This window comes from Castellaniella sp. S9 (genome assembly GCF_027257175.1).
Classification (GTDB): Bacteria; Pseudomonadota; Gammaproteobacteria; order Burkholderiales; family Burkholderiaceae_B; genus Castellaniella.
The window spans coordinates 287,017-312,603 of record NZ_JAPFGD010000001.1 but is presented as its reverse complement, the minus strand read 5'-3'; the positions used below and the strand labels follow the sequence as shown (position 1 = coordinate 312,603).

The 25,587-nt window shown below is 65.9% G+C and carries 23 protein-coding genes; 17 read left to right on the top strand and 6 right to left on the bottom strand.

What is annotated here, in order from left to right; all coding sequences use genetic code 11:
• Positions 1-2,907, bottom strand: a complete 2,907-nt coding sequence (locus OOZ48_RS01520) for a monovalent cation/H+ antiporter subunit A (RefSeq protein WP_269494997.1) — start codon at positions 2,905-2,907, stop codon at positions 1-3.
• 160 nt (positions 2,908-3,067) lie between these two features.
• Here OOZ48_RS01520 and hemN point away from each other — a divergent pair, with 160 nt between their 5' ends.
• A complete protein-coding gene (gene hemN / locus OOZ48_RS01515; protein ID WP_269494995.1) occupies positions 3,068-4,495 on the top strand; it encodes an oxygen-independent coproporphyrinogen III oxidase in 1,428 nt (475 codons plus the stop codon).
• Between the two features lie 42 nt (positions 4,496-4,537).
• Here the strand turns inward: hemN and OOZ48_RS01510 are convergent, their stop codons facing one another.
• Entirely contained in the window at positions 4,538-4,909 is a 372-nt protein-coding gene (locus tag OOZ48_RS01510) for a YbaN family protein (protein ID WP_269494993.1), read from the bottom strand.
• A gap of 27 nt (positions 4,910-4,936) precedes the next feature.
• Here OOZ48_RS01510 and OOZ48_RS01505 point away from each other — a divergent pair, with 27 nt between their 5' ends.
• Positions 4,937-5,644, top strand: a complete 708-nt coding sequence (locus OOZ48_RS01505; RefSeq protein ID WP_269494991.1) for a Crp/Fnr family transcriptional regulator — start codon at positions 4,937-4,939, stop codon at positions 5,642-5,644.
• Here the strand turns inward: OOZ48_RS01505 and OOZ48_RS01500 are convergent.
• Positions 5,641-6,975: a hypothetical protein gene (locus tag OOZ48_RS01500; protein WP_269494989.1), complete on the bottom strand. Its 1,335-nt coding sequence runs from the start codon at positions 6,973-6,975 to the stop codon at positions 5,641-5,643. The two genes, OOZ48_RS01505 and OOZ48_RS01500, sit on opposite strands and share 4 nt — an antisense overlap.
• 3 nt (positions 6,976-6,978) lie before the next feature.
• The gene (locus OOZ48_RS01495) at positions 6,979-7,224 is read right to left on the bottom strand and encodes a DUF2249 domain-containing protein (protein WP_269494987.1); all 246 of its coding nucleotides are present in this window, start codon (positions 7,222-7,224) and stop codon (positions 6,979-6,981) included.
• Between the two features lie 226 nt (positions 7,225-7,450).
• Here OOZ48_RS01495 and ubiU point away from each other — a divergent pair, with 226 nt between their 5' ends.
• From ubiU to ubiT, 3 genes are read left to right on the top strand one after another with little or no spacing between them, the layout of a single operon-like run.
• The gene (gene ubiU, locus OOZ48_RS01490) at positions 7,451-8,506 is read left to right on the top strand and encodes a ubiquinone anaerobic biosynthesis protein UbiU (RefSeq protein WP_269494985.1); all 1,056 of its coding nucleotides are present in this window, start codon (positions 7,451-7,453) and stop codon (positions 8,504-8,506) included.
• Positions 8,507-8,543: 37 nt separating this feature from the next.
• Positions 8,544-9,446, top strand: a complete 903-nt coding sequence (ubiV, locus tag OOZ48_RS01485) for a ubiquinone anaerobic biosynthesis protein UbiV (RefSeq protein WP_269494983.1) — start codon at positions 8,544-8,546, stop codon at positions 9,444-9,446.
• A 43-nt stretch (positions 9,447-9,489) separates the two neighbouring features.
• Positions 9,490-10,026, top strand: a complete 537-nt coding sequence (gene ubiT, locus OOZ48_RS01480; protein WP_269494981.1) for a ubiquinone anaerobic biosynthesis accessory factor UbiT — start codon at positions 9,490-9,492, stop codon at positions 10,024-10,026.
• Here the strand turns inward: ubiT and glyA are convergent.
• Positions 9,993-11,267: a serine hydroxymethyltransferase gene (gene glyA, locus OOZ48_RS01475; protein ID WP_269494979.1), complete on the bottom strand. Its 1,275-nt coding sequence runs from the start codon at positions 11,265-11,267 to the stop codon at positions 9,993-9,995. The genes ubiT and glyA overlap by 34 nt on opposite strands.
• A 264-nt stretch (positions 11,268-11,531) precedes the next feature.
• Here glyA and OOZ48_RS01470 point away from each other — a divergent pair, with 264 nt between their 5' ends.
• The 8 genes from OOZ48_RS01470 (at position 11,532) to OOZ48_RS01435 (ending at position 19,275) form a co-directional block, all read left to right on the top strand.
• Positions 11,532-12,653, top strand: coding sequence for a GlxA family transcriptional regulator (locus tag OOZ48_RS01470; protein ID WP_269494977.1), 1,122 nt, complete (start codon positions 11,532-11,534; stop codon positions 12,651-12,653).
• A 143-nt stretch (positions 12,654-12,796) separates the two neighbouring features.
• Positions 12,797-13,777, top strand: a complete 981-nt coding sequence (locus OOZ48_RS01465; RefSeq protein ID WP_269494975.1) for a dipeptidase — start codon at positions 12,797-12,799, stop codon at positions 13,775-13,777.
• A 47-nt stretch (positions 13,778-13,824) separates the two neighbouring features.
• Complete coding sequence (locus OOZ48_RS01460; protein WP_269494973.1) at positions 13,825-14,346, top strand: 4-vinyl reductase; 522 nt, start codon at positions 13,825-13,827, stop codon at positions 14,344-14,346.
• Positions 14,347-14,413: 67 nt separating this feature from the next.
• Positions 14,414-15,589: a branched-chain amino acid ABC transporter substrate-binding protein gene (locus tag OOZ48_RS01455; RefSeq protein WP_269494971.1), complete on the top strand. Its 1,176-nt coding sequence runs from the start codon at positions 14,414-14,416 to the stop codon at positions 15,587-15,589.
• Positions 15,590-15,700: 111 nt separating this feature from the next.
• A complete protein-coding gene (locus OOZ48_RS01450; protein WP_269494969.1) occupies positions 15,701-16,621 on the top strand; it encodes a branched-chain amino acid ABC transporter permease in 921 nt (306 codons plus the stop codon).
• A 4-nt stretch (positions 16,622-16,625) separates the two neighbouring features.
• Positions 16,626-17,786 carry a branched-chain amino acid ABC transporter permease gene (locus tag OOZ48_RS01445; RefSeq protein WP_269494967.1) on the top strand — a complete coding sequence of 387 codons (1,161 nt, stop codon included), beginning with the start codon at positions 16,626-16,628 and terminating at the stop codon, positions 17,784-17,786.
• Positions 17,783-18,559, top strand: a complete 777-nt coding sequence (locus tag OOZ48_RS01440) for an ABC transporter ATP-binding protein (protein WP_269494965.1) — start codon at positions 17,783-17,785, stop codon at positions 18,557-18,559. The genes OOZ48_RS01445 and OOZ48_RS01440 overlap by 4 nt, the downstream gene beginning before the upstream one ends.
• Complete coding sequence (locus tag OOZ48_RS01435) at positions 18,559-19,275, top strand: ABC transporter ATP-binding protein (RefSeq protein WP_269494963.1); 717 nt, start codon at positions 18,559-18,561, stop codon at positions 19,273-19,275. The genes OOZ48_RS01440 and OOZ48_RS01435 overlap by 1 nt, the downstream gene beginning before the upstream one ends.
• Before the next feature lie 46 nt (positions 19,276-19,321).
• Here the strand turns inward: OOZ48_RS01435 and purU are convergent, their stop codons facing one another.
• On the bottom strand, positions 19,322-20,209 hold the full coding sequence (gene purU, locus OOZ48_RS01430; protein ID WP_269494961.1) for a formyltetrahydrofolate deformylase: 888 nt from the start codon (positions 20,207-20,209) through the stop codon (positions 19,322-19,324).
• Positions 20,210-20,463: 254 nt separating this feature from the next.
• Between purU and OOZ48_RS01425 the strand changes: the two genes are divergently transcribed.
• From OOZ48_RS01425 to OOZ48_RS01410, 4 genes are read left to right on the top strand one after another with little or no spacing between them, the layout of a single operon-like run.
• Positions 20,464-21,711: a sarcosine oxidase subunit beta family protein gene (locus OOZ48_RS01425; RefSeq protein WP_269494959.1), complete on the top strand. Its 1,248-nt coding sequence runs from the start codon at positions 20,464-20,466 to the stop codon at positions 21,709-21,711.
• A 9-nt stretch (positions 21,712-21,720) separates the two neighbouring features.
• Positions 21,721-21,996: a sarcosine oxidase subunit delta gene (locus OOZ48_RS01420; RefSeq protein WP_269494957.1), complete on the top strand. Its 276-nt coding sequence runs from the start codon at positions 21,721-21,723 to the stop codon at positions 21,994-21,996.
• Complete coding sequence (locus OOZ48_RS01415; protein WP_269494955.1) at positions 21,993-24,992, top strand: sarcosine oxidase subunit alpha family protein; 3,000 nt, start codon at positions 21,993-21,995, stop codon at positions 24,990-24,992. The genes OOZ48_RS01420 and OOZ48_RS01415 overlap by 4 nt, the downstream gene beginning before the upstream one ends.
• On the top strand, positions 24,982-25,569 hold the full coding sequence (locus OOZ48_RS01410; protein WP_269494952.1) for a sarcosine oxidase subunit gamma: 588 nt from the start codon (positions 24,982-24,984) through the stop codon (positions 25,567-25,569). The genes OOZ48_RS01415 and OOZ48_RS01410 overlap by 11 nt, the downstream gene beginning before the upstream one ends.
• The last annotated feature ends 18 nt before the right edge of the window (positions 25,570-25,587 follow it).

Sequence of the window (25,587 nt, the reverse complement as noted above, 5' to 3'; positions counted from 1 at the left end):
TCAGGTCGCCTCCGGCTCGGTCGGTGGGTTTTCGGGGGGCAGCTTGCGGTAAAAGCGCAGCGATTGGTGGGCGAGGGCGATGATGATCAGCACGGTGGCGCCCACCACCAGCATGTACACGCCCAGATCGAACAGCAGGACGCTGGACAGGTGCACACTACCCACCAGCGGCAGGATCAGGTCGACGCTGTAGGCCGACAGCAGCGGCTGGCCGGCCCACCAGACGCTCATGGCGGCCAGGCCCGCCACCAGCAGGCCCAGGCCGATCCAGGCCTGCGGCCGGATGAGGGGGCGCGCCTCGACCCACAGCACGCCGCCCACCATGTATTGGAGGATGATCCCGGTGGCCATGATCAGGCCGCCCACGAAGCCGCCGCCCGGCAGATTGTGGCCGCGCAGCAGGAAGTACAGGGAAATGAGGGTGGACACCGGCAGCAGCAGCCGCACCAGGACGGCCGGCATGCGCATCAGGCCCTCAGGCAGGGGCGCCTGGATGTCGGGTTCGACGAAGGTGGCCGCCGTGTCCGCCGCCGCGCTGCGCTGGCGCAGGGGCGCGGCAATGGTCTCGGCCGGCGGCCGGAAGCGGCGCAGCAAGGCGTAGACGCACAGCGCCACGATGCCCACCACCGTGATCTCGCCGAAGGTGTCGAAGCCGCGGAAGTCCACCAGAATGACGTTGACCACGTTAGCCCCGCCGCCCAGGGGCAGGGCCTGCTCGATGAAGAAGCCCGACACCCCCTCCGGGGCCGGGCGCGTCATCATCACGTAGGCCAGCAGCGCCAGCCCGGCGCCGCCGAGGATGGCGATCCCGAGGTCGCGCAGGCGGCGGATGGCCGTCAAGCGCGCGGTGGGACCGGGGAATTCCTCGATGCGCGGCGGCAGCCAGCGCAGGCCCAGCAGGATCAGCACCGTGGTCACGACCTCGACGGAGAGCTGGGTCAGGGCGAGGTCGGGCGCCGACAGCCAGGCGTAGGTGATGCTGGTCACCAGGCCGGCCGCGCTGGCCAGCATGAGCGAGGCCGCGCGATGGTACTTGGCCTGATGGGCGGCGCCCAGCGCACAGGCGCCCCCCGCCAGCCACATGAGGGCGAAGGCGGCCTGGGGCGGCGTGCTGAGGCTTGGCCCCCACCAGCCGCCCGACCAGAGCGGCAGCGAGGCCACGCCCACCGTAGAGATCACGAGCAGCAACACCTGAGGCTGCAGGCGCGGCGTCTGGAGGATGCCGAGCAGGCGCGCGGACCAATCGTCGATCGCCTCGAGCAGGGCCTCGAAGGTGTGCCGGCCGTCGAGGCGGTAGATCAGCGGTGCGCGGCCCGGATGACGGCGATCGCGCTCGCGCAGCAGCCAATACAGCGCGATCCCGGCCGCCATGGCGATCAGGCTCATCAACAGGGGCAGGTTCAGGCCGTGCCAGACGTGCAGGTTGTACGCCGGCAGGTGCGTGCCCAGCAGCGCGCGCATGGCCATGCCCAGAATCTGGCCCAGGGTCGCGCCGGGCAGCATGCCGACGATCAGGCAGATCAGGGTCAGCAGCATGCAGGGGATCAGCATGCGCAGCGGCGGCTCGTGCGGCGTGCGCGGCAGGTCCTGGGCGGGCGGCCCGAAGAAGATCTGCAGAATGAAGCGCAATGAATAGGCCACGCTGAAGGCGCTGGCCACCACGGCCAGCGTGGGCAGGCCCCAGCGCGTCGTCAGGTGTTCGGCGACGAAGACGGTTTCGGCAAAGAACATTTCCTTGGAAATGAAGCCGTTCAGCAAGGGCACGCCCGCCATGGCGGCCGCGGACACCATGGCCAGCGTCGCGGTCAGCGGCATGAGCCGACGCAGGCCCGAGAGCCGCGTCAGGTCGCGCGTGCCGCTTTCGTGGTCGACGATGCCCGCCGCCATGAACAGCGACGCCTTGAAGGTGGCGTGGTTGATGATGTGGAAGATCGCCGCGACCAGCGCCAGCGTGCTGTTCATGCCCAACAGCAGGGTGATGAGGCCCAGGTGGCTGATGGTCGAATAGGCCAGCACCCCTTTGATGTCCCTCTGGAAGGTTGCCGCGTACGCCCCCAGCAGCAGCGAGCACAGGCCCGCGCCGCCGATGGTCCAGGTCCACCAGTCGGTGCCCGCGAACACCGGCCAGAAGCGCGCCAGCAGGAACACGCCCGCCTTGACCATGGTCGCCGAATGCAGGTAGGCCGAGACGGGCGTGGGCGCGGCCATCGCGTTGGGCAGCCAGAAATGGAAGGGGAACTGCGCGCTCTTGGTCAGCGCGCCCACGGCCAGCAGGATCAGCAGGATGGGATACCAGCGGTGCTCGCGAATCAGGCTGGCCGAGGCCAGCACCTCGTCGAGGTCGTAGCTGCCGACGATATGGCCGATGATCAGCATGCTCGCCAGCAGGCAGAAGCCGCCGCCGCCGGTGACCAGCAGGGCCATGCGCGCACCGCGTCGGGCGTCCATCCGATGGTGCCAGTAGCCGATCAGCATGAAGGACGAGAGGCTGGTGAGTTCCCAGAACACCAGCAACTGGATGAGGTTGCCCGAGAGCACTACGCCCAGCATCGCTCCCATGAAGCTCAGCAGGAAGGCGAAGAAACGCGGCACGGGATCCTGTTCGGACAGGTAGTAATGGGCGTACAGGGCGATCAGGGCGCCCATCGCGGTGATGATGACGGCGAACAGCCAGGCATAGCCGTCGATGCGCAGCGTGATGTCCACGCCCTGGGTCGGAATCCACGGGATGCGGATCTTGACCACGTCGTAGGCCAGGATGTCGGGCGTCAGGGCCAGCACCATCCCCAGACAGGCCAGTGCGCACAGTCCCGCCAGCCAGGCCCCGGTGCGTCGCGCGGATGCGGGCAGCAACGCCGCGCATAGACTGCAGGCGAATGGCAGGGCTAGGATGAACGTCAGAAGCATGGGGGAATGCTGCGGAATCGGTGCAAGAGTGCTTATGATACGTGATGTTCAAGGTTTGATTTGCATCAAGGCCGTCCCCCGGGGTAGGGCCGACAATTCGGTCTTTGCTATCGGGCCCGACAGGCATGTTCCATCCGATCGCGTTCAGGAGCCAGGCATCATGAGCAGTACACAGACCGAGGGCGGCCGCGCCACGGATTCGATCTCGTTTCCGGACATCGAGATCTCCGAGGCCCTGATCCGCCGCTTCGACCGGTCGGGTCCGCGCTATACCTCGTACCCCACCGCCGACCGCTTCAAATCCGGCTACACCGAGCAGGCCTACCTGGACCACCTCGGCCGCCGCGCGGCGGCCGACAGCGCGCCGCCCCTCTCGGTCTACGTCCACCTGCCATTCTGCGAGTCCCTGTGCTATTTCTGCGCCTGTAACAAGATCATCACCCAGGATCACAGCCGCTCGGCCGAATACCTGGGCTATCTGTACCGCGAGTTCGAGCTGCTCAGTCCGCACCTGGGCCGCCACCGGCAGGCCATCCAGCTTCATCTGGGCGGCGGCACGCCCACGTTCCTGTCCGACGCCGAGCTCGCCGAATTGATGGTCCAACTGCGCCGCCACTTCGAGTTCACCGCCGACGCGGAACTGGGCGTCGAGATCGATCCGCGCACCGTCAGCGCGCAATCGCTGGCCATGCTGGCCGGCCTGGGCTTCAACCGCTGCAGCTTCGGGGTGCAGGACTTCGATCCCCGCGTCCAGGAGGCCGTCCACCGCGTGCAACCCTACGAGATGGTGCGCACGGCGATCGAGGCCAGCCGCGACAACGGTTTCGAGTCCATCAACGCCGACCTGATCTACGGGCTGCCGAAACAGACCCTCGAGAGTTTCAGCCGCACCCTCGACCAGCTGATCGAGCTCTCGCCCGACCGGATCGCCCTGTACAACTATGCGCACCTGCCCGACCGGTTCAAGGCCCAGCGCCTGATCCGCGCCGAGGACCTGCCCTCGGCCGAGACGCGCCTGCAGATCTTCCTGATGTCGGTGCGCCGCCTGCTCGAGGCGGGCTACCTGTATATCGGCCTGGACCATTTCGCCAAGCCTGGCGACGAGCTCAACCTGGCGCGCCTGGATCACAGCCTGCACCGCAATTTCCAGGGCTATACCACGCGTGCCGAATGCGACCTGGTGGGCTTTGGCGTGTCGGCCATCGGCAAGGTGGGCGACGCCTACGTCCAGAACCAGCATTCCCTGAACGCTTACTGCAAGGCCGTGTCCGAGGGGCATTTGCCGACCGACCGGGGGTTCGACCTGACGCGCGACGACGTGATCCGGCGCGACGTCATCATGACGATCATGTGCAGCATGCCGCTGGAGTTCGGCGCATTCGAGGCGCGGCACGGGCTGCCGTTCGCCGAGACTTTCGGCGACGAACTCGCGCGTCTGGCGCCGTATGCCGAAGCCGGCCTGATCGAAATCGGCGACCGCGGGCTGCGGGTGCCGCCCCAGGGACGCTTGTTCGTGCGCGCATTGGCGATGGTCTTTGACCGCTACCTCGGACGGCCGACGGTCTCGACGTATTCCAAGCTGATCTAGCCGGCACCGCGGCGGGCGATCCCCGCGCGGCGCCGGCCGGCGCTAGTCACCGGAGACCCGGCGGGTCGGGGTACGGATCAGGTAGATCGTCACGCCGATGCCCGGGATCAGCAGCAGCCAGCGCGCCCAGGGCACCGGCATGACCCAGGCCGACCAGGCCAGCGAGGGCCACATCAGCGCCAGGGCGATCAGCTTGGTGCGCAGAGGGATGCCGCGGCCCGACTGGAAATCGCGGATGTAGGGGCCCAGGATGCGGTGCGACAGCAGCCAATGGTGCAGGCGTGGCGAACCATGCAGGTAGCAGAAGGCCGCCAGCAGCAGGAACGGCGTGGTGGGCAGCAGGGGCAGAAAGATCCCCAGTATCCCCAGGCCCAGGGACAGGGTGCCCAGGATATTGAACAGGACACGGATCATTTGAATACAGCGGAGGTTCGACCGGATATGGCGACTCGTACCGATTCTAGCAGCGGGCGGCGGCGCGGCGTGCGCATTCAGGACCACCTGGCCCAGGTGCCTCTGTTCAACGAGCTGCCGCCCGCCGAGCTCGAGCCCATCGCCGAGGGCACCATCGAATTGCACGTGGTGCGCGGCGACATCATCTTTCGCCGCGGCGAGCCGTGCCTGGGCTTTCACATCGTGATCTACGGCCAGATCAAGCTCATGTTCGTGTCCATGGCCGGCGATGAAAAGGTCGTGCGCCTGATCGGGCCGGGCGACAGTTTCGGCGAGGCCTTGATGTTCATGGGCAAGGACTACATCGTCACCGCCCAGGCCCTGGCCGATTCGCTGCTGCTGCACGTGGGGCGCGACGTCTTGTTCGAGGAACTCGAACGGCGGCCCGCCATCGCCCGCAAGATGCTCGCCGGCCTGAGCATGCGCCTGCACAGCCTCATGGGGGACGTCGAGGCGTACTCGCTGCGCTCGGGCGCCCAGCGTGTGATCGGCTACCTGCTGAAGGGGCAGACGGGCGACGAGGGTGCGCCGTTTCGCCTCGAGACCAGCAAGGCGGTGATCGCCTCGCGGCTGAACCTCACGCCCGAGCATTTCTCGCGCATCCTGCGCGAGCTCAGCGACAAGCGGCTGATCCGTGTCCGGGGCCGCGAGATCACCATCCTCGACATCGGCGCCCTGATTCATTACCAGGGCTAGCCGGCCAGCGGCAGCGCCGCCATCGCCCGCACGGTGCGCCGGTAGGTCCGCAGGGCGAGGCCGATGTTCAAGGCCAGCCAGCCCGCCGAGGCGGCCAGCAGCGCGCCGGCCGCCCAGGCGCAGCCCGGCACGCCCAGGCCCGCGCCCAGCCAGGCGGCCACCGTCAGCGCGTGCGCGATGAACTGGCCGTATGCACGGCCCTCGGGGATGTAGGCCGCCATCTTGGGCATGACCCGCAGGTAGGCCCGCGCCTGTGCGGGATCGTGGTCCGGGATCACCATGTGGTCCTGTGCGTGTTTCCACAGCAGAAAGGGTACGATCTTGTAGAGCATGCCGTTGACGGCCGACCACAGCGCCCCCACGATGATGCAGATGCCCAGGGTCAGGGGCCCTCGCGCGCCGGCGCCGGCCGTCGTCCAGATCCACAGCGGCGCGCAGGCGAGGATGCTGAGCATCGCCAGGTGCCAGAACCAGGTGGTGGGTTCTGCCCGCGGGCGCTTGCGGGTATGCAGCAGGTGCCAGGTGGCCAGGGCATAGACCACATAGGCCGCCAGCAGCAGGAGCTCGGCCGTCTCGCCCATCAGCGGAGGCAGGCCGGCGGTGGCGTCCAGCGCCGACCAGGCCAGCAGCAGTCCCGGGATGATGAAGGGCAGCCAGCGCGTCAGGCGCTTGGGATAGATCTCGGTCACCTGGAAGATCGGAATCAGCTGGAAGGACATGCCGACCAGCAGCAGGCCCGCCCAGCCGGCCAGCCCCCAGAGCGCATGCCAGTCGATCAGCGCGGGCAGGCCGCGCCCGTGGCCCAGGGCGCCCGCCAGCGCCACGCCCAGGGCGGCCGTCAGGGCCAGGGCGCCCAGCGCCGCGCGCACCGGCACCAGGATTTCACGCGCGCCCTTGTAGACCTGGCGGCGATGGCGCCACAAGGCGAGGCCGGCGGCGCCGATGAAAGCGGCGAAGGCCGCGCCCAGCAGGGCGGCGGCGGCCTGGAAGGCCCACGGCCGCATCGACAGGAAGCCCCCGGCCAGGCAGAGCGTGCCCGCCGTCAGCAGCGCATGGACCACGGCCGAGACGCGTCGCGCCCCGGGAAAGGGGACGTTACAGGCCACGGGCAGGATCTGCATCATGGCGCCCAGCATGGCGCTGCCCAATATTCCGAGGGTGAACAAGTGCGTCAGGGCCAGCGTGGCGGGTGCCCAGCGCGAGGCGAAGGCCTGGGGGCCGGCCCACAGGGCCAGCAGGCCCGCCAGCAGCGCAAAGACCGGGACGTTCAGGAAAAAGGGCAGCGGCACCCGCAGTGCCGGGGTATTGTCGAAGGCCAGGGCGCGCTGCATGGATCAGGGCTTGCCGGAATTCGCGGGCGCGTCGCGCCAGATCGTCACCAGGTAGTGGGTCTGCTCGTAGCGGGTTTCGCGGGCATAGCCGTCGCGGTCCAGCATCTGGTACAGCGGGTAGGGCTCGCGGTCGATCCGCATGCGCAGGCGGCGGCCGGCGGGCAGGGTGGACAGCGCCTCGAGGCAGTGTTCCAGGGGTTCCGGCGGGGCCATGCCGCGCACATCCAGCGTGATGTCCGGGTCGTTCATGTCGGTGTCCTGTGGAGGGGTTCGCGCATACCTTACACGATTGCGGGCCGGGGGGCATGCAAGACCCTGCGCGCCGCTGCGCCGCCTGCGGGTCTCGCCGGTTCTTGATCAGGATTAAGGAGTCCCGTCCCCAATCGGCGCATAGTGCTGTCGTTGTCAACGCGAGGCCCATGGCCGTCCCGCGCGGTTCCTGCGCCGGGGCCTCCGATTCCAAGTGGTCCGCCTCATGCCCCAGATCCCATCCCCCGACCGCCCGGGCGTCGTCCATCACCGCGACGCATCCGGCTTCGAACTCGTCTGCCCCGCCGGCAGCCTGCCGGCCCTCAAGGCCGCCGTCGATCATGGCGCCGATTGCGTCTACCTGGGTTTCCGGGACGCCACCAACGCCCGCAACTTCGCGGGCCTGAATTTCGACGCGGCAGCGATCGCCGAGGGCATACGCTATGCCCACGACCGCGGCCGCCAGGTCTTCCTCGCCCTGAACACCTATCCGCAGCCCGACGCGTGGTCCTTGTGGCGCGACGCCGTCGACCGGGCCGCAGGCTCGGGCGTCGATGCCATCATCATGGCCGACCCGGGCCTGATGGCCTATGCCCGGACACATTACGCCGACCTGCGCCTGCACCTGTCGGTCCAGGGCTCGGCCACGAACTACGAGGCGATCAATTTCTACCACCGGCACTTCGGGGTGGCGCGCGCCGTGCTGCCGCGCGTATTGTCGGTGGTCCAGGTCGAGCAGGTCGCCCAGAACACGCCGGTCGAGATCGAGGTGTTCGGCTTCGGCAGCCTGTGCGTCATGGTCGAGGGCCGCTGCGCGCTCTCGTCCTACGCCACGGGCGAATCGCCCAACACGCACGGGGTGTGCTCGCCGGCGCGCCACGTGCGTTGGCAGCAGACCGAACAGGGCCTGGATTCGCGCCTGAACGGGGTGCTGATCGACCGTTATGCCGAGGGCGAGAGCGCCGGCTATCCGACCCTGTGCAAGGGCCGCTTCGATGTTGCCGGCGAAAACTACTACGCCCTCGAGGAACCCACCAGCCTGAATACGCTCGAGCTGTTGCCGCGGCTCATGGCCATGGGCGTGCGGGCGATCAAGATCGAAGGCCGCCAGCGCAGCCCCGCCTACGTGGCGCAGGTCACGCGGGTCTGGCGCGAGGCCATCGACCAGGCCCGCGCCAGCGCGGCGCGCTATTCGGTCAAACCCGCGTGGATGGCCGAACTGAACAAGGTGGCCGAGGGCCAGCAGCATACGCTGGGCGCCTACCACCGGCCCTGGAAATGATCGGCGGCGCACACCCGCCGCACGGAGACTGAATCCTATGAAACTTGCCTTGGGGCCCCTGCAATACTATTGGCCGCGCATCGCCACGCTCCAATTCTACGAATCCGTCCGCGAATGGCCGATCGACATCGTCTACCTGGGGGAAACCGTCTGTTCGCGGCGCCACGAACTACGCCTGCCCGACTGGATCGAGGTGGCCGACATGCTGGCCGAGGCCGGCAAGGCGGTGGTGCTGTCCACCCAGGTCCTGCTGGAATCGGGCGCCGATCTCAATACCCTGCGCAAGATCGCCGACAACGCGCGCTACGACGTCGAGGCCAACGACATGGGGGCGGTGCACCGGATGCAGGGCCGGCCCTTCATCGCCGGCCCCTTCCTGAACATCTACAACCCGCCCACGCTCGAGCTGATTGCCCGATTGGGCGCGACGCGCTGGGTGATGCCCCTCGAGATGGGGCGCTCGGGCCTGGCCGAGCTGCAGCGGGGCCGCCCCGAGGGATTGCAGGCCGAGGTGTTCGCCTACGGCCGGATGCCGCTGGCGTTCTCGGCGCGCTGCTTTACCGCCCGCAACCGCAATTTTCCCAAGGACAATTGCCAGTACGTCTGCATGGACCACCCCGACGGCCTGCTGCTCGAGACCAAGGAATCCCAGCCCTTCCTCACCATCAACGGCATCCAGACCCAGTCGGCGCTGGTCTATACCCTGATCCACGAATTGGACGAGTTGCGCGAACTGGGCGTCGACGTGCTGCGACTCAGCCCCCAATCACAGGCCATGGACCAGGTCGTCGCGGCATTCCGGGCCGTGCTGGACGGGCGCGAGACCCCGGCCGAGGCTCACGCGCGCCTGGTGCCGCTTATGCCGGCCGGACCGTGCAATGGCTACTGGCACGGCCGCGCGGGGCTGGACATGGTGCCGCCGCGGGCGGCGGCCGCCTGAGGCGGGGCGCAGCACCCGTCACCCTTCATGATCGAGGATCATCATGCAGAACGCTCAAACCCCCTTGTATCGCATTCCCGCGCCGGTGGCGCGCGTCCTGGGGCGCCTGCCCCGTCTGCCCGGGTCGATGCTGTTCGTCGCCGGCCTGAACCTCGCGCTGGCGCGTCACCTGCACCCCGACACGCTGCACATGCTCGAGGGCCGCGCCTTGCGGATCCACGTGGCCGACGCCGGGCTGCGCTTCGACTACACCTGGCGCGACCGGGCGTTCCGGGCCGCCCGCCACGACGGCGTCGAGCCCGACCTGACGATCCGCGCCGACGCCTGGGATTTCCACCAGCTGATCCAGCGGCGCGAGGACCCGGACACGCTGTTCTTCAGCCGCCGGCTGGTAATGGAGGGCGACACTGAACTCGGCCTCATGGTCAAGAACACCCTGGATGCCATCGACCTGGCGGTTTTCCAGCCGCGCGCCATGCTGCGCGATGCACTGGCCGCCTGGCTGCCCAAAGCTGCCGATGCCGGGGGGCAGACCCGGCGCGCGACTCATGCGGCGGCGGGCTCCGTTTGCCGGCGGTAGACCGGAAAGCGCCGGCACAGTTCGATGACTTGCTCGCGGATGCGGCCGATGGTGTCCGGATTGTCCGGGTCGTCCAGGATCTCGCACATCCAGCCCGCGACCTGGCGGGCCTGCTCGGCCCGGAAGCCCCGGGTCGTGATGGCCGGGGATCCCACCCGGATGCCGCTGGTGACGAAGGGCGGCTGGGGGTCGTTCGGGACCGCGTTCTTGTTGACGGTGATGTGGGCCGCTCCCAGGGCGGCGTCGGCGGCCTTGCCGGTGATGCCTTTGGCGGACAGGTCCACCAGAAACAGGTGGTCGTGGGTCCCGCCCGAGACGATGCGCAGACCGTGCGCCACGAAGACCTCCGCCATGGCCCGGGCATTGTCCAGCACCCGCTGCTGGTAGTCGCGGAACTCCGGCTGCATGGCTTCCTTGAGCGCCACCGCCTTGGCGGCGATGACGTGCATCAAGGGGCCGCCCTGCGCGCCGGGGAACACGGCGGACTGGATCTTTTTCTGGATATCGGGGTTGCTCCGGCCCATGATCAGTCCGCCGCGCGGTCCGCGCAGGGTCTTGTGCGTGGTGGTGGTGACGATATCCGCATGAGGAACCGGGTTGGGATAGAGGCCCGCGGCCACCAGGCCGGCGAAATGCGCCATGTCCACCATGAACAGGGCGCCGGCCTGCTCGGCGATCCGGCGGAACCGAGGAAAATCCAGCACCTGGGAATAAGCCGAGAAACCGGCCACGATCATCTTGGGGCGGTGTTCCAGCGCCAGGCGCTCGACCTCGTCATAGTCGATTGCGTCGTTCTGGTCCAGGCCGTACTGGACCGCGCGATACAGGCGGCCCGAGGCGCTGACCTTGGCCCCATGGGTCAGGTGCCCACCGTGCGCCAGGCTCATGCCCAGCAGCGTGTCGCCCGGCTGCAGCAGCGCCAGGTAGACGGCCGCGTTGGCCTGGGAGCCGGAATGCGGCTGTACGTTGGCCCAGTCGGCACCGAACAGTTCGCAGGTCCGGTCGATGGCCAGCTGCTCCACGACGTCCACGTGTTCGCAGCCCCCGTAATAGCGCTTGCCGGGATAGCCTTCGGCGTATTTGTTGGTGAGCGCCGAGCCCTGGGCCTGCATGACGCGCGGGCTGGTGTAGTTTTCCGAGGCGATCAGCTCGATGTGTTCCTCCTGGCGCAGGTTCTCGGCCTGCATGGCCTCCCATAGCGCATCGTCGAAGCCCTGGATGTGTTCCGCTCCTGAAAACATGATGTCTCCCGTGATGAATGAGGTGCTGCCGGATGAAGGAATGGCTCATCGCTCATTCTAGGGAAGGGGAGTATTTCGGCTTGTACGTTCGCGCCATAGTGCTGGCATGCGAATGACATGCCCGATGGGACGGTCCGGGCGGCCGGCCCAGGATCGAAATCTCCGGTATGCGCGGCGCTCGAAAACATTATATTGTTCCCCATGACATGCGCCGGGCGCGTGCCATACCGTGATCCATGGAATTGCGATGGGAGTGCATCAGCAATGGTTGTGCGTCATCTAGAACAGGAATGCCCAAAGGGCGAAACGCCCGCGCCCGTTGCGCCGGTGCGTTTTGGGATCGTGCTGTTGCCCAATTTCACGCTCACCGCGCTGTCCGGTTTCATCGACATGCTGCGCTTGTCCAGCGACGAGGGCGACAACAGCCGCCCCGTGCGTTGCACTTGGAACATCGTGGGGGAAAACCTGATGCCGGTACGCTCCAGTTGCGGCATACAGATCACGCCCTGGTCCACGTTCGAGTATCCCGAGGAATACGATTACGTCGTGGTGGTGGGGGGCTTGCTGCACTCGGGCTCGACCACCAGCGAGGCCATCGTGTCCTATCTGCGCGCGGTCGGCCAGACCGAGACCACGCTGGTTGGGGTCTGCACCGGCGTTTTCGCGCTCATGCGCGCCGGCGTCTTGCAGGGCCACCGGGTGTGCATCAGCTGGTTCCACTACTGGGATTTCCTCGAGCGCTTCCCGGCGGCGCATGAGGACCTGCTGGTCTCCGAGCGCCTCTATGTGGTCGATCGCCGCCGTATCACCTGTTCGGGCGGCCGGGCCTCCATCGACGTCGCGGCGGCCATCCTGGTGCGGCACATCGATGTGGGGATCGTCAAGAAAGCCCTGCGTATCCTGCAAGTGGACGAGTCGGCGCGCTTCGATGCGCCGCAACCCCAGCCGGCCGGTCTGGCCCCGACCACCCATCCCAAGGTGAAGCGCGCGGTCCTGCTCATGGAGCAGCACCTCAGCCAACCCCTGTCCATGGAGGCGCTGGCGGCAAAGGTGGGCGTGTCGGTGCGCCAGCTGCAGCGCCTCTTTAAGGAATCCCTGGGCACCTCACCTCAAATCCACGCCCGCCAGATCCGCTTGCGCATGGCGAAGTGGCTGCTCCTGCACACGGATCGCTCTATTTCGTCGATTGCGTCGGTGGCGGGATTTGCCGATGCCTCGCATATGGGGCGGGAATTCCGGCGGGCCTTCGGCACCTCGCCGGGGTCGTATCGGGAACATCAGGGCGTGGTCGCGCCGCTGGCGGTGGCCCCGGGTCCGCGCCCTGGGGCCGATGCACTGGATGAAGATTACAAAGAGTGCTACCCGGGCCGCGAGCAATTCTTCTGAAAAGCATTATGGGGAGTATGGCTTCTTTCTTCTGACCCTATGTCGTAGTTGTTCTATGTGTGCCCTCGTGGACTTTGTTGTACTAAAGGCGGTGTCGAGTGTGATGCGACACCTTTCTACTATAAGAAACGAGGAGCCTGCACATGAGTCGCCTGCACCAGGACGGCATCGTCATCGACGGCCTGATTATTTCCAAATGGGACCGTAGCGTCTTCGCCGACATGCGCAAGGGGGGGCTGACAGCGGCCAACTGCACGGTCTCCGTCTGGGAGGGTTTCCAGGATACGGTGAACAATATCGCGCGCATGAAGGCGATGATCCGTGAAAACAGCGATCTCGTCGGGCTGGTGCGCACAACCGACGACATCATCGAGGCCAAGCGCGCCGGCCGGACCGGCATCATCCTCGGGTTCCAGAATGCCCATGCCTTCGAGGACTCGCTGGGCAACATCGAGGCGTTCGCCGACATGGGCGTCCGGGTGGTGCAGCTGTGCTACAACACGCAGAATCTGATCGGCACGGGATGCTACGAGCGCGATAGCGGTCTGTCGGATTATGGCCGCGAGGTCGTGGCTGAAATGAACCGCGTCGGCATCATGGTCGACCTGTCGCACGTCGGGGCCCGCACGTCCGAGGAAACCATACTCGCTTCGTCCAAGCCGGTGTGCTATTCCCACTGCCTGCCTTCGGGCCTCAAGGACCATCCGCGCAACAAGAGCGACGAGGCGCTGCGTTTCATCGCCGATCGCGGCGGGTTCGTCGGCGTGACCATGTTCCCGCCTTTCCTGCGGCGCGGGATCGAATCCACCGTCGACGATTATGTGGAAGCCATCGGATATGTGATCAACCTGATCGGCGAGGATGCCGTGGGCATCGGCACCGATTTCACCCAGGGCCATGACCAGACGTTCTTCGACTGGATCACGCACGACAAGGGCCGCTACCGCCGCCTGACCGACTTCGGCACCATCAAGAACCCCGCCGGCATGGAGACCATCGGCGATTTTCCCAACCTGACGGCCGCCATGGAGCGCGCCGGCTGGACGGAGGCGCGCATTCGCAAGGTGCTGGGCGAGAACTGGGTGCGTGTGTTCAGCGAAGTCTGGGCGCCGGCGCCCCACTGAGCGCCGGGCCACCAAACCGGCGCTTGCGCCGTCAGAGGAGGGGAACCATGCAAGCTCGCGTACCCATCGATGTCGACCCCGACACCGGCGTGTGGATGACAGACGGCCTGCCCATGCTGTACGTGCCGCGCCACTTTTTTGTCAACAATCATGCGGCCATCGAGCAGGCGCTGGGACGCGAGGCCTATGCCCGCCAGCTCTATGGGGCCGGCCATGCCTCGGCCTATACCTGGTGCGATGCCGAGGCGGTGACCCACGGCAAGCAGGGCCTGGATGTTTTTTCGCATTACCTGGATCGTTTGTCCAGCCGAGGCTGGGGCTTGTTCGATTTCATCGAAGTGGATCCCGAGCGCGCCCATGCGCGCATTCGCCTGCGCCATTCGTCCATGGTGCTTGGCCAACCCGAGGCGAAGGGCTTGCTGTGCTACATGTTCGCCGGCTGGTTCGCCGGTGCCATGGATTGGGTCAATCGCGAGAGGCGGCCCGTGCTGCGGGCCGTGTGTGAAGAGTCAGCGTGCCAGGCGCAGGGCCATGCGCATTGCACTTTCACGGTGACGTTGCAGAAATAGCAACGAGAATGCGCGCGGGAAGGCGGTGCCGCCGACCGCGGGCATATTAAAATCAATAGGAGACATCATGAACAAGAAGTTGATCCTTAAAGCGGGTGCCGTGATGGCCTCGCTCGCGTTGATGGTGGGCACGGCCGGCGTCGCCAGCGCCAAGGAAACGGTGAAGCTGGCGTTCATCGGCCCATTGAGTGGTTCCAATTCTTCGCACGGGCTGGGAGGGCGCAATTCCGCCGAACTCGCCGTCAAGCTCCATAACGCGGATCCCAAGGCCAAGTATGAGTTCGAACTGGTCAGTTTGGATGACGAGTGCAAGCCCAATGTCGGTGTCCAGGTGGCCACTCGGGCGGCTGCCGACAAATCCATCAAGGTGATCATTCCCCATTACTGTTCGGCGGTGGCGGTGGCCACAGTGGATGTCTATGAACGCTTCAAGGCCCCCGTCATCGTGTGGGCGGCGGTACACCCCGATGTGACCTATAAAAGGAAAACGCGCAGCATGCACCGGGTCAGCGCCACGCTGATTTCGCAGAATAAAGTCGCTGCCAAGTTCTTTACGGACATGGGCTATCGGCGCTGGGCGGCCATCTACGACACGACGGACTATGGCAAGTCCATGTTCCACTACTTCAATAAGTTCCTCACGGAAGACACCCCAGGTGAAATGCTGGCGAGCTTTGGCGTGAGCGTGGACCAGCAGGACCTGAATGCCGAACTCACCAAGATCAAGGAGGTCAACCCCGAAATCATCTATTTTGGCAGCCTGACGCCGCTGTCCGTGCGCGGGGTCACCCAGATGGACCGCCTGGGCATCGACGCGCAGTTCCAGGGTACCTCGGGCATGGTGGGCGATGCCTTCCTCAAGGGTGCCGGTGATCTCGCCGAGGGCGTCATGGCGATGTATGACATGCCGCCCGTCGAAAGGCTGCCGGGTGGGAAGTTCTTCCTGGAGGAGTACGCCAAGCAGAACTATAACGAGCCATTCGAAGCCTATGGCCCCTACGCGTTCACGGCCACGCAGCTGGCGATCGATGTAATCGAGCGCGTGGGTCCGGATCGGGAAAAAATCCTCGATGCGTTGGCCGACGTGAAGGACTACGACGCCATCATCGGCAAGGTGACCTTCGACGACCATGGCCAGAACATCAATCCGTCCACCACCAAGTACATCGTTCAGGACGGCAAGTGGATCGACTGGGAAGACAGCGAGTACGCCACCGGCAAGCGCAAGCTCAAGGGGCGATGAGACTGGCCCGGGGCCGCGGTTGTCGGGCGGCCCCATTTTTGAAACCTTGCCGTTGACCCGTTCCGCGCCTAGTCCGTAGGCGCGCGGGCAGGCGCTACCCGGAAGAATTCCATGGACCTCGGATTCATAGGACTGTATATCTGGAACGGTGTCATGCTGGGCGTCATCTATGCGATAGTCGCCGTCGGCTTCACGCTGTTCTTCGGGGTGCTCGACGTCATAAAGTTCTCGCATGGCGATGTGGTGACTCTGGGCGCCTTCGTCGGGTTGGCCACCTATCTTGGTCTGCATGCCGTAGGGGTGGAGCAGCCTTGGGTCAACTTGCTGGTGATCACCATCGTGTCGGTGGCCAGCATGGTGGTGGTGGGCGCGTTGATTGCCCAGTATTGCGTGCTGCCGCTGCGCGAAGCCCCACCCTTCATCACCTTGTTGATCACCTTGATGGTCGGCACGGTGATTCGTGAGGCGATCCGCCTGTTCTACCCCAGCGGGTCGAATCCGCAGCCGTTTCCCGAGCTGCTGCCCACCCATTCCCTGATGTTCGGCAGCTTCGAGCTGCGAATCGACACCTTGATCCTGGTCGTGGTGGGCCTGGCCGTGATCTGGGGCGTCAATGTATTGATCAATCATAGCCGCCTTGGCCTGGCCATCCGCGCGGTTGCGCAGGATGGCGAGACGGCGCGTGTCATGGGCATCAACTTCCGCTGGGTGGTGCTGGCGACGTTCGGCTTGGGTTCCGGTCTCGCGGCGGTGGCCGGCCTCATGAACGGGCTGTACTACCGCGAGGTGTATTTCGGCAATGGCCTGATGCTGGCGGTCATCGGCTTCAGCTCGGCGGTCGTCGGCGGGCTGGGGAATATCTATGGCGCCATCCTGGGCGGTTTCCTGTTTGCCGCGATCCAGGTCGCGACAGTGGTGTTGTTGCCACTGCCCAGCGCCTACAAGGAGGTCATCGCTTTCGGCTTGATTATCGTGATGCTGGCCATCAAGCCCACGGGGCTGATCGGTGAAAAATCTTCGGAACGGGTATAAGACAATGACGATCGAAAGACGCATTCCAGATCTGATCGCCGTTCTGGCGGGTATCGCCGCGATGGCGGCCTTCGTGATATTCCTCATGCACGCGGAAGATGAGCTCAACATGCTGCTCGCGTTCGTCGTGGCCGTGGGCGGGGGGCTCATTGCGCGGCGCACGGGCTGGTTCGCCCGCGCCTCGCATGGCATGGCAACCTGGAGCACGGCCTCGAACCTGAGCATCGGGCTGGGCTTTCTCGTGGTGATCGTGGTGCTGCGCGAGGAGCATTTCTCGCTGCTGCTGCTGTCCACGATCATGCTCTACAGCATCGTGTGTCTGGGTCTGAACCTGCAAACCGGTCTTTGCGGAGTGATGAACTTCGCCGCCGCGGCCTTCTTCGGCACCGGCGCCTACACCGCCGCCGTCCTGTCGGTGCATACGGCCATGCCGCATGCGCTGGTGATCCTCGCCGGGGGCCTGATGGCGGCGTTGCTGGGTTCCATGCTCCTGCTGCCTGTGCTGCGCACGCGCGGCCATTATGCGGCCCTGGTGACGATTGCCTTCGGCACGATGTTCCGTTCCTTTCTGGAGGTCAACGATACCTTGGGCGGCCCTCAGGGAATCCTGATGCCCAGCATGAACTTGTTCGGCTGGGATCTGGGCCAGGATCTGACGCTGTTCGGGCTGACATTTTCCTTCTACGCCAATTACGCCGTCCTGATCTTTGGGCTGCTGGTCGTGTTCTTTGTCGTGTCCCGCCGCATCGAGCGCTCCTGGATCGGAGTGAGTTTCGACACGGTGCGTATCGATGAGGTCGCGGCGGCAACTTTCGGCATCAATATCGCGCGCTGGAAGATCACCGTCTTCATCATCGGCAACGTGTTCGCGGGCATTGCCGGCGCCTGCTTCGGGATGATGACGGGCTTTGTCGCACCCACCAGCTTCACCTTCGCCGATTCGCTGATCCTGCTGTCCATCATCGTGTTGGGAGGCATGGGCAACCAATGGGCGGTGTTCCCGGCGGCGATCATCGTTCTGCTGCTGCCCGAAAAGCTGCAGGCGATCCAGGAATATCGTTTCCTGCTGTACGGTGTGGCGGTCATCCTGATCCTGCTGTTCCGGCCCGACGGACTGTTCCGGCGTCCCCTGCGCACGCTGGTCGTCAAAGGAGGCGCGAAATGAGCGACGCATTGCTTTCCTGTCGCGGCCTGACCATGCGCTTCGGCGGGGTGGTGGCGTTGGACCATCTCGACCTGGACGTCTATGGCGGCGAGGTGCTGGGCTTGCTCGGACCCAATGGCTCCGGCAAGACGACCTGCTTCAACGTGATCACCGGCGTGTATCTGGCCAGCGGCGGACAGATCATGTTCGATGGCCGCGAGATCACCGGCTACACCGCCCAGCAGATCTACCGGACTGGCATCACGCGCACCTTCCAGCGCTCTCGCCTATGCCTGACGCTGTCCATTTTTGACAATGTGATGGTGGGCAATCATCAGGGCTTGAGCCACAGCCTATGGTTCAATGTGGCGCGCCGCGGCGCCTTGCGGCGCCAGATCGCGCAGGCCTACGACGAGGCGCGAGAGCTGCTCGGGGTATTCAGCGCCAAGCTGGCGGACCGGATTCTCGACCCGGCGGGATCCGTCGCCATGATCGACCGGCGCCGCATCGAGATCTGCCGCGCGCTCATCAGCCGGCCCCGCGTGCTGTTGCTCGACGAGCCCTCGGCAGGCATGACCCACGAGGAAACCCGCGAGCTGATGGACGACATCCTGACGGTGCGTCAGCGCATTCCGGGCTTGTCCGTGGTCATCATTGAACATGAGATGAATGTCATCGAACGCATCACGGAACGTTGCGTGGTGCTCAACTATGGCCGCAAATTGTGCGAGGGCTCGTATCGCGAGATCGCCGCCAATGCGGATGTGCAACAGGCTTATCTGGGGCAATCGTGATGGAAAATCAGCTTGAACTTCGGCTCGAGCATATCTATACCGCCTACGACAAGGCCGATGTGCTCAGTGACGTCTCGATTCGGGTTGCGCCGGGCAAAGTGACGTGCATCCTGGGATCGAACGGCTCGGGCAAGACCACTCTGATTCGTTCCATCCTGTCATTGACGCCGCCGCGTGCGGGCCGGGTGATGCTGGGTGACCGGGAGATCACGGGTCTGGCGACACATCGGATCAACCATGCCGGCATCGCCTGCATTCCCGAGGGGCGTCGGGTGTTTCCCAAGATGACAGTGCGCGAGAACCTGCGCATAGGGGCGTACCGGGAACGCGACCCCGCGGTCATTCAGGAACGCATGGCGCAGGTTTTTGAGATTTTCCCGCGCTTGAGTGAACGCGAAGCCCAGCTCGGCGGCACCATGTCCGGCGGCGAGCAGGCGATGCTCTCGATCGGTCGCGGGCTGATGTCCGCGCCCGGGATCATGCTCATCGACGAGCCGTCGCTCGGCCTGTCACCTTTGTTCGTCAAGGAAACCTTCAGCGTCATCGAGCGCATCAATGCGCTGGGCGTCACTGTGCTGCTGGTGGAACAGAACGTGCACCAGACCCTGGCGGTGGCGCATTACGGTTATGTCCTGATGCAGGGGCGTGTAGTGGCCGAAGGGCCGACCGAGTCGCTGCGGGACAATACGGAAGTCCAGCAGGCTTATTTCGGCTGAATCGCGGGCCGTGGGGCGCCGCTGATTCGGCGCCCCGCATCGGCGGCTACAGCACCACGGTCCTGTGGCCGCTGATGAAGACCCTGCGTTCCAGGTAATCGCGCACCGCTTGGGCCAGCGCCCGGCATTCCAGGTTGCGCCCGGTGGCCAGCAGTTGCTCGGGACTTTGCGCATGGTTCACAGGTTCGACGGACTGGGCGATGATCGGGCCTTCATCCAGATCGTCGGTGACGAAATGGGCGGTCGCGCCGATCACTTTGACGCCTCGTTCGTAGGCCTGGTGATAGGGGCGGGCGCCCTTGAAACCGGGCAGGAAGGAATGGTGGATATTGATGGCGTGGCCCGCCAGCGCCTTGCTGGTCTCGGGGCGCAGGATCTGCATGTAGCGCGCCAGGATGACGAGCTCGGCCCCGGTCGTGCGGGCCAGGTCCAGGATGGCGGCTTCCTGCTGCGGCCGGTTGTCGTCGTCGACCGGCAGATGGTGGAAGGGGATCGCAGCGGCATCGGCGTGGCCGCGCAGCGTGTCGTGGTTCGAGGCGATCGCGGCGATGTCCATCGGCAATTCGCCCATACGGGTGCGAAACAGCAAATCCGCCAGGCAATGCTCCAGCCTGGACACGAGGATCAACGCCTTGGGGCGCCGGGACAGGTCGTGGATGGCCCAGCGCATGGAAAATCGCTGCGCCAGTTCCGCGAAATCCCGGTTCAGCGACGCACAGTCCAGGGCTTGCCGTCCTTCGGTGTGGAACACACAGCGTACGAAGAACTGCCGGGTGTCCTTTTCGTCGAAGACCGTGAATTCATCGATGTAGCCCTGGCGCTGGTCCAGAAAGGACACGATCGCGGCCACTTGGCCAGCTTGGCTGGGGCAGGACACGGTCAGGCAAAATGACGTGGGTCCGGGTGTGGGGGCGGGAGGGGGTGGTGTCCGCATGGTGGTGTGTCTCCTTGTCCGAGGCTGCGGCAACGCCGAGCATGCCGCGCATTGTTTGTGGGCTACTACATCATCGGAGCGCATGCGTGACTAGAATGAAAACGCCAGAGGGGCTGAAGGCAGTCGCCATCCCCTCTCAATCCGCCAAATTCTTCCATCGGTACGGCGGAATAATTCTATCGGCGCCCCCCCGCTTTTGATGTACTGCAGCCATGCCGCCCGCATGGGTGCGTCGTCATATGAGCGAGGAGACCATGAGCAATCGCTACTCGATTTTCAGCCTGATCCGCAACGGGCTGAGCCACAACGAACGCTGGGGACGGGCCTGGCACAGCCCCGAGCCCCGGCGCGAATACGATGTCGTGGTCGTCGGGGCGGGGGGGCACGGTCTGGCCACCGCCTACTACCTGGCCAAGGTCCATGGCGTGCGCAATGTCGCCGTCCTGGAAAAAGGCTGGCTGGGCGGCGGCAACACGGCCCGCAATACCACCATCGTGCGTTCCAATTACCTCTGGGACGAATCCGCGCAGCTCTATGAAAAGGCCATGCAGCTCTGGGAGGGCTTGTCGCAGGATCTGAACTACAACGTGATGTTCAGCCAGCGCGGCGTCCTGAACCTGGCGCACAACCTGCAGGAAGTCCGCGACACGCAGCGGCGCATCAACGCCAACCGCTACAACGGCGTGGACGGCGAATGGGTCACGCCGGCGCAGATCAAGGAAATCGTCCCCAACATCAATCTGGACAGCCGCTATCCGGTGCTGGGCGCCTCGTTCCAGCGCCGTGGCGGCGTGGCGCGCCACGATGCCGTGGCCTGGGGATTCGCGCGCGCGGCCGACCGCCTGGGGGTGCACATCATCCAGAACTGCCCCGTCACCAACATCCGCAAGAAGGACGGCGCGGTCGAAGGCGTCGAGACGGGCAAGGGTTTCATCAAGGCCAGGAAGGTCGCCGTGGTGGTGGCCGGCCATACCAGTGTGCTGGCCGACATGGCCGGCATCCGCCTGCCCATCGAAAGCCACCCGCTGCAGGCGCTGGTGTCCGAACCGGTCAAGCCCTGTATCGACACGGTCATCATGTCCAACGCCGTGCATGCCTATATCAGCCAGTCGGACAAGGGCGACCTGGTGATCGGCGCCGGCATCGACCAGTATCTGGGCTATGGCCAGCGCGGCAGCTTCCAGAGCATCGAGCATACCCTGCAGGCCATCGTCGAGATGTTCCCGTCCCTGAGCCGCGTGCGCATGAACCGCCAGTGGGGCGGCATCGTCGACGTCTCGCCCGACGCCTGCCCCATCATCAGCAAGACCGACATCAAGGGCCTGTATTTCAACTGCGGCTGGGGCACGGGAGGCTTCAAGGCGACGCCGGGCTCGGGCTGGGTGTTTGCGCACACGGTGGCGCACGACGAGCCCCATCCCTTGAACAAGGCCTTTTCCATCGACCGCTTCTATAGCGGCCACCTGATCGACGAGCACGGCGCCGCTGCCGTGGCCCACTGAGGAGACGCCATGCTGCTGATCAAATGCCCCTGGTGCGGCGAGCGTGCCGAAAGCGAATTCAGCTATGGCGGCGAGGCCGGCATCGTCCGGCCCGTGGACAATGAATCGATGGATGACCGGCAGTGGGGCGACTACGTGTTCATGCGCCGCAACACCTGCGGGCTGTTCCGCGAACAGTGGGTGCATGCGCAGGGCTGCCGCCGTTGGTTCATGGCCGAGCGCGACACGCGCAGCTACGACATCGAGGGCTATGAGACCTTTGCCGGCACCAAGGAGACGACATGACGCAGACCAGCCGCCTGCCCGAAGGGGGCCGCATCCAGCGCGACGTTCCCTTGGGCTTCACCTTCAACGGCAAGAACTACACCGGATTCCAGGGGGACACCCTGGCCTCGGCCCTGCTGGCCAACGGCGTGCATTTCGTGGCCCGCAGCTTCAAATACCACCGGCCGCGCGGCATCCTGACCGCGGGCGTCGAAGAGCCCAACGCGCTGGTGCAGCTGGAAAGCGGCCCGTACACCGTGCCCAATGCGCGCGCCACCGAGGTCGAACTCTACGAGGGCCTGGCGGCCGTCAGCGTCAACGCCAAGCCGGACATCGAGCGCGACCGCCTGGCGGTCATGCAGCGCCTCGCCCGCTTCATACCGGCGGGCTTCTACTACAAGACCTTCATGTGGCCGCGCAGCTGGTGGGGCAAGTACGAAGAGCGCATCCGCGATGCGGCCGGCCTGGGGACGGTGCCCGAGGTCCCGGACCCGGATCGCTATGACAAGCGCTACGCGCATTGCGACGTGCTCGTGGTCGGCGCGGGTCCGGCCGGGTTGGCGGCAGCGTGCGCCGCGGGCCGTACGGGCGCCCGGGTGATCGTGGTGGACGATGGGCCCGAGGCGGGCGGCAGTCTGTTGCGCACCCGTGAGCAGATCGACGGCCGGCCCGCCGACGAGTGGGCGGCCGAGCGCGTGGCCGAACTGCGGCAGTTGCCGCAGGTCCTGTTGTTGCAGCGCACGACCGCTTTTGGCTACCAGGACCACAATCTGGTCACGGCCTGCGAGCGGCTGCATGATCATTTGCCGGTCGGCCGCCGCCGCGGGGTGCGTGAACGCGTCTGGAAAATCCGCGCGCGCCACGTCGTGCTGGCGACCGGCGCCCATGAACGGCCCCTGGTCTTCGGCAACAACGACATCCCCGGCGTGATGCTGGCCGGTGCCGTATCCACCTATATCCATCGCTTCGGCGTGCTGCCGGGTCGCCGCGCGGTCCTGTTCGCCAATCACGATGGCGCGTACCAGTGCGCGATCGACCTCAAACGGCATGGCGCCGAGGTCGCGGTCGTCGATCCGCGTGTGCTCAGCCATGGGACCCTTCCCCAGGAGGCCGCGCGGATGGGGATCCGGGTGATCCATCAGGCCGTGGTCGCCGAAGCCCGGGGCGGCACGCACGTCACCGGCGTCCGGCTGCGCGGGCATGGCGCGCGCCTGCTCGAGACGGCCGACGTGCTGTCCTGCGACCTGCTGGCCGTATCCGGCGGATGGAATCCGGTCGTGCATCTGTATGCGCAATCCCGGGGACGCCCCCGCTGGTGCGAGCGGCGGGCCTGCTTCGTGCCGGATGCCGCGGCCCAGCCGCAAAGCAGCGTGGGCGCCGCCAATGGGGATTTCAGCCTGCAGGCCGCGCTGGACGGCGGCGTGCGGGCGGGGCTGCGGGCCGCGCAGGGGGCGGTCGGTGCGCAAGCGGTCGATGCGCCTTCCTGGTCGGCACCGCAGCCCGAGGAGACCCCCCTGATGCCGCTGTGGTCGGTCGGCAAAGGGACGCAGATCAGCCGCGGGCCCAAGCAGTTCATCGACTACCAGAATGATGTGTCCGTGTCCGACATCCACCTGGCGGTGCGCGAAGGCTATCACTCGGTGGAGCACGTCAAGCGCTACACGGCGATGGGCTTTGGCACCGACCAGGGCAAGCTGGGCAACATCAACGGCATGGCGGTGCTGGCCGAGGCGCTGAAGCAGAGCATCCCGGAAACCGGCACCACCACGTTCCGGCCGAACTACACGCCGGTCAGTTTCGGCGCCATGGCCGGGCGCGAGCTGGGCGACTACTTCGATCCCATCCGCAAGACCTGCCTGTACGACTGGAACGTGGCCCAGGGCGCCCTGTTCGAGGACGTCGGCAACTGGAAGCGCGCCCACTACTACCCGAAGCCGGGCGAGGACATGCATGCCGCGGTGCGGCGCGAGTGCCTGGCGGTGCGCAACGCCGTCGGGATACTGGACTACAGCACCCTGGGCAAGATCGACGTGCGCGGCCCGGATGCGGTCGAGTTCCTGAACCGCATGTACATCAATTCCTGGACCAAGCTGCAGCCGGGACGCTGCCGCTACGGCCTGCTGCTGGATGAGAACGGCATGGTCATGGACGACGGCGTCAGCATCCGCTTGTCCGAGGACCATTTCATCCTGACCACCACCACCGGCGGCGCGGCACGGGTCATGAGCTGGATGGAGCGCTGGCTGCAGACCGAATGGCCGGACCTGCGCGTCTACCTCACCTCGATCACGGATCAGTATGCCGTGGCGACGGTCGCCGGGCCGCAGGCGCGCAAGGTGCTGGGCGCCGTGTGCCAGGACATCGACTTCGGCAACGAGGCCTTTCCCTTCATGAGCTTCAGGGAAGGCACGATAGACGGCGTCTTTGCGCGGATCCTGCGGGTCAGCTTTTCGGGCGAACTGTCGTACGAGGTCTATATCCCGGCCAACAGCGGGCGCCACGTGACCGACCTGCTGATGCGGGCGGGCGAGCCCTATGGCATCACCCCGTATGGCACGGAAACCATGCACGTGTTGCGCGGCGAGAAGGGCTACATCATCGTCGGTCAGGACACGGACGGCTCGGTCTCGCCCATGGATCTGGGGATGGGCGGCATGGTGGCCAAGACCAAGGACTGCCTGGGCAAGCGCTCGCTCACGCGCAGCCACACCCAGGGGCCGGGACGCAAGCAGCTGGTCGGCCTGATGGCCCGCGATCCCCAATGCGTGCTGCCCGAAGGCGGCCAGATCCTGCTGAGCGAAACGCGGGCGCCGCTGGCGCCGATGTTCGGTCACGTGACCTCCAGCTACATGAGCCCGATCCTGGGGCGCTCGATCGCCCTGGCCTTGCTCAAGGACGGCCAGTCCCGCATGGATCAGGAGGTGATCGTCGCCACGGCCGATGGCCGATTCATGCCGGCGCGCGTCTGCGGCACGGTGTTCTACGACCCTGAAGGAGCGCGTCAAAATGTCGAGTGAAATCGAAACCCCGCTGGTCGGCCTGCATGCCCGCCACGGCCATCCCCTGGCGTACCGGGTCTCGGACGCGGCCGGGCTGGCCGAGCAGACCGGCGTCGTGCTGGTCAATCTGCGCCTGGATCCCGCGTCCCGGGCCCTGCGGGACGCCGTGCGCGCCGGCCTGGGCCTAGACTTGCCGCTGCAGGCCAATACCGTCACGCAGGGGCAGGGCGTCATGGCCCTGTGGCTGGCCCCCGACGAATGGCTGCTGCGCGCCGAGGAACCGCAGGGGGACGCGCTGGCGGCGCGGGTGGAACAGGCCTTGGCGGGCCATTGGTTTGCCGTGACGGATCAGACCAGCGGCTATTCCGTCGTTCAGCTGCACGGCCCCGAGGCCATGAATGTCCTGAACGCGGGGTGCCCGCTGGACTTGCATCCGCGCACGCTGGGGGCGGGACGGTGCGCCCAGTCGCACTTCTTCAAGGCCGGCGTGCTGTTGCGCCCCCTGGGGGACCGGGGCGATGCCTGGGAACTGATCGTGCGGCGCAGCTTCGCCGATTACACCGTGCGCATGCTGATGGACGCCATGCAGGACTGAGCCGGACGCGCGGCGCCG

Bases quoted from the DNA above. Each gene is read 5' to 3' on its own strand.
- OOZ48_RS01495 (WP_269494987.1), bottom strand. From the start codon at position 7,224: ATGAACGACCCGGACATCACGCTGGATGTGCGCGGCATGGCCCCGCCG.
- OOZ48_RS01450 (WP_269494969.1), top strand. From the start codon at position 15,701: ATGGACCTCGGATTCATAGGACTGTATATCTGGAACGGTGTCATGCTG.
- OOZ48_RS01455 (WP_269494971.1), top strand. From the start codon at position 14,414: ATGAACAAGAAGTTGATCCTTAAAGCGGGTGCCGTGATGGCCTCGCTC.
- OOZ48_RS01510 (WP_269494993.1), bottom strand. From the start codon at position 4,909: ATGATCCGTGTCCTGTTCAATATCCTGGGCACCCTGTCCCTGGGCCTG.
- OOZ48_RS01460 (WP_269494973.1), top strand. From the start codon at position 13,825: ATGCAAGCTCGCGTACCCATCGATGTCGACCCCGACACCGGCGTGTGG.
- hemN (WP_269494995.1), top strand. From the start codon at position 3,068: ATGAGCAGTACACAGACCGAGGGCGGCCGCGCCACGGATTCGATCTCG.
- OOZ48_RS01410 (WP_269494952.1), top strand. From the start codon at position 24,982: ATGTCGAGTGAAATCGAAACCCCGCTGGTCGGCCTGCATGCCCGCCAC.
- ubiV (WP_269494983.1), top strand. From the start codon at position 8,544: ATGAAACTTGCCTTGGGGCCCCTGCAATACTATTGGCCGCGCATCGCC.
- OOZ48_RS01500 (WP_269494989.1), bottom strand. From the start codon at position 6,975: ATGCAGCGCGCCCTGGCCTTCGACAATACCCCGGCACTGCGGGTGCCG.
- OOZ48_RS01420 (WP_269494957.1), top strand. From the start codon at position 21,721: ATGCTGCTGATCAAATGCCCCTGGTGCGGCGAGCGTGCCGAAAGCGAA.
- OOZ48_RS01415 (WP_269494955.1), top strand. From the start codon at position 21,993: ATGACGCAGACCAGCCGCCTGCCCGAAGGGGGCCGCATCCAGCGCGAC.
- OOZ48_RS01440 (WP_269494965.1), top strand. From the start codon at position 17,783: ATGAGCGACGCATTGCTTTCCTGTCGCGGCCTGACCATGCGCTTCGGC.
- OOZ48_RS01465 (WP_269494975.1), top strand. From the start codon at position 12,797: ATGAGTCGCCTGCACCAGGACGGCATCGTCATCGACGGCCTGATTATT.
- OOZ48_RS01520 (WP_269494997.1), bottom strand. From the start codon at position 2,907: ATGCTTCTGACGTTCATCCTAGCCCTGCCATTCGCCTGCAGTCTATGC.
- ubiT (WP_269494981.1), top strand. From the start codon at position 9,490: ATGCAGAACGCTCAAACCCCCTTGTATCGCATTCCCGCGCCGGTGGCG.
- OOZ48_RS01470 (WP_269494977.1), top strand. From the start codon at position 11,532: ATGGTTGTGCGTCATCTAGAACAGGAATGCCCAAAGGGCGAAACGCCC.
- OOZ48_RS01505 (WP_269494991.1), top strand. From the start codon at position 4,937: ATGGCGACTCGTACCGATTCTAGCAGCGGGCGGCGGCGCGGCGTGCGC.
- ubiU (WP_269494985.1), top strand. From the start codon at position 7,451: ATGCCCCAGATCCCATCCCCCGACCGCCCGGGCGTCGTCCATCACCGC.
- OOZ48_RS01445 (WP_269494967.1), top strand. From the start codon at position 16,626: ATGACGATCGAAAGACGCATTCCAGATCTGATCGCCGTTCTGGCGGGT.
- OOZ48_RS01425 (WP_269494959.1), top strand. From the start codon at position 20,464: ATGAGCAATCGCTACTCGATTTTCAGCCTGATCCGCAACGGGCTGAGC.
- OOZ48_RS01435 (WP_269494963.1), top strand. From the start codon at position 18,559: ATGGAAAATCAGCTTGAACTTCGGCTCGAGCATATCTATACCGCCTAC.
- glyA (WP_269494979.1), bottom strand. From the start codon at position 11,267: ATGTTTTCAGGAGCGGAACACATCCAGGGCTTCGACGATGCGCTATGG.
- purU (WP_269494961.1), bottom strand. From the start codon at position 20,209: ATGCGGACACCACCCCCTCCCGCCCCCACACCCGGACCCACGTCATTT.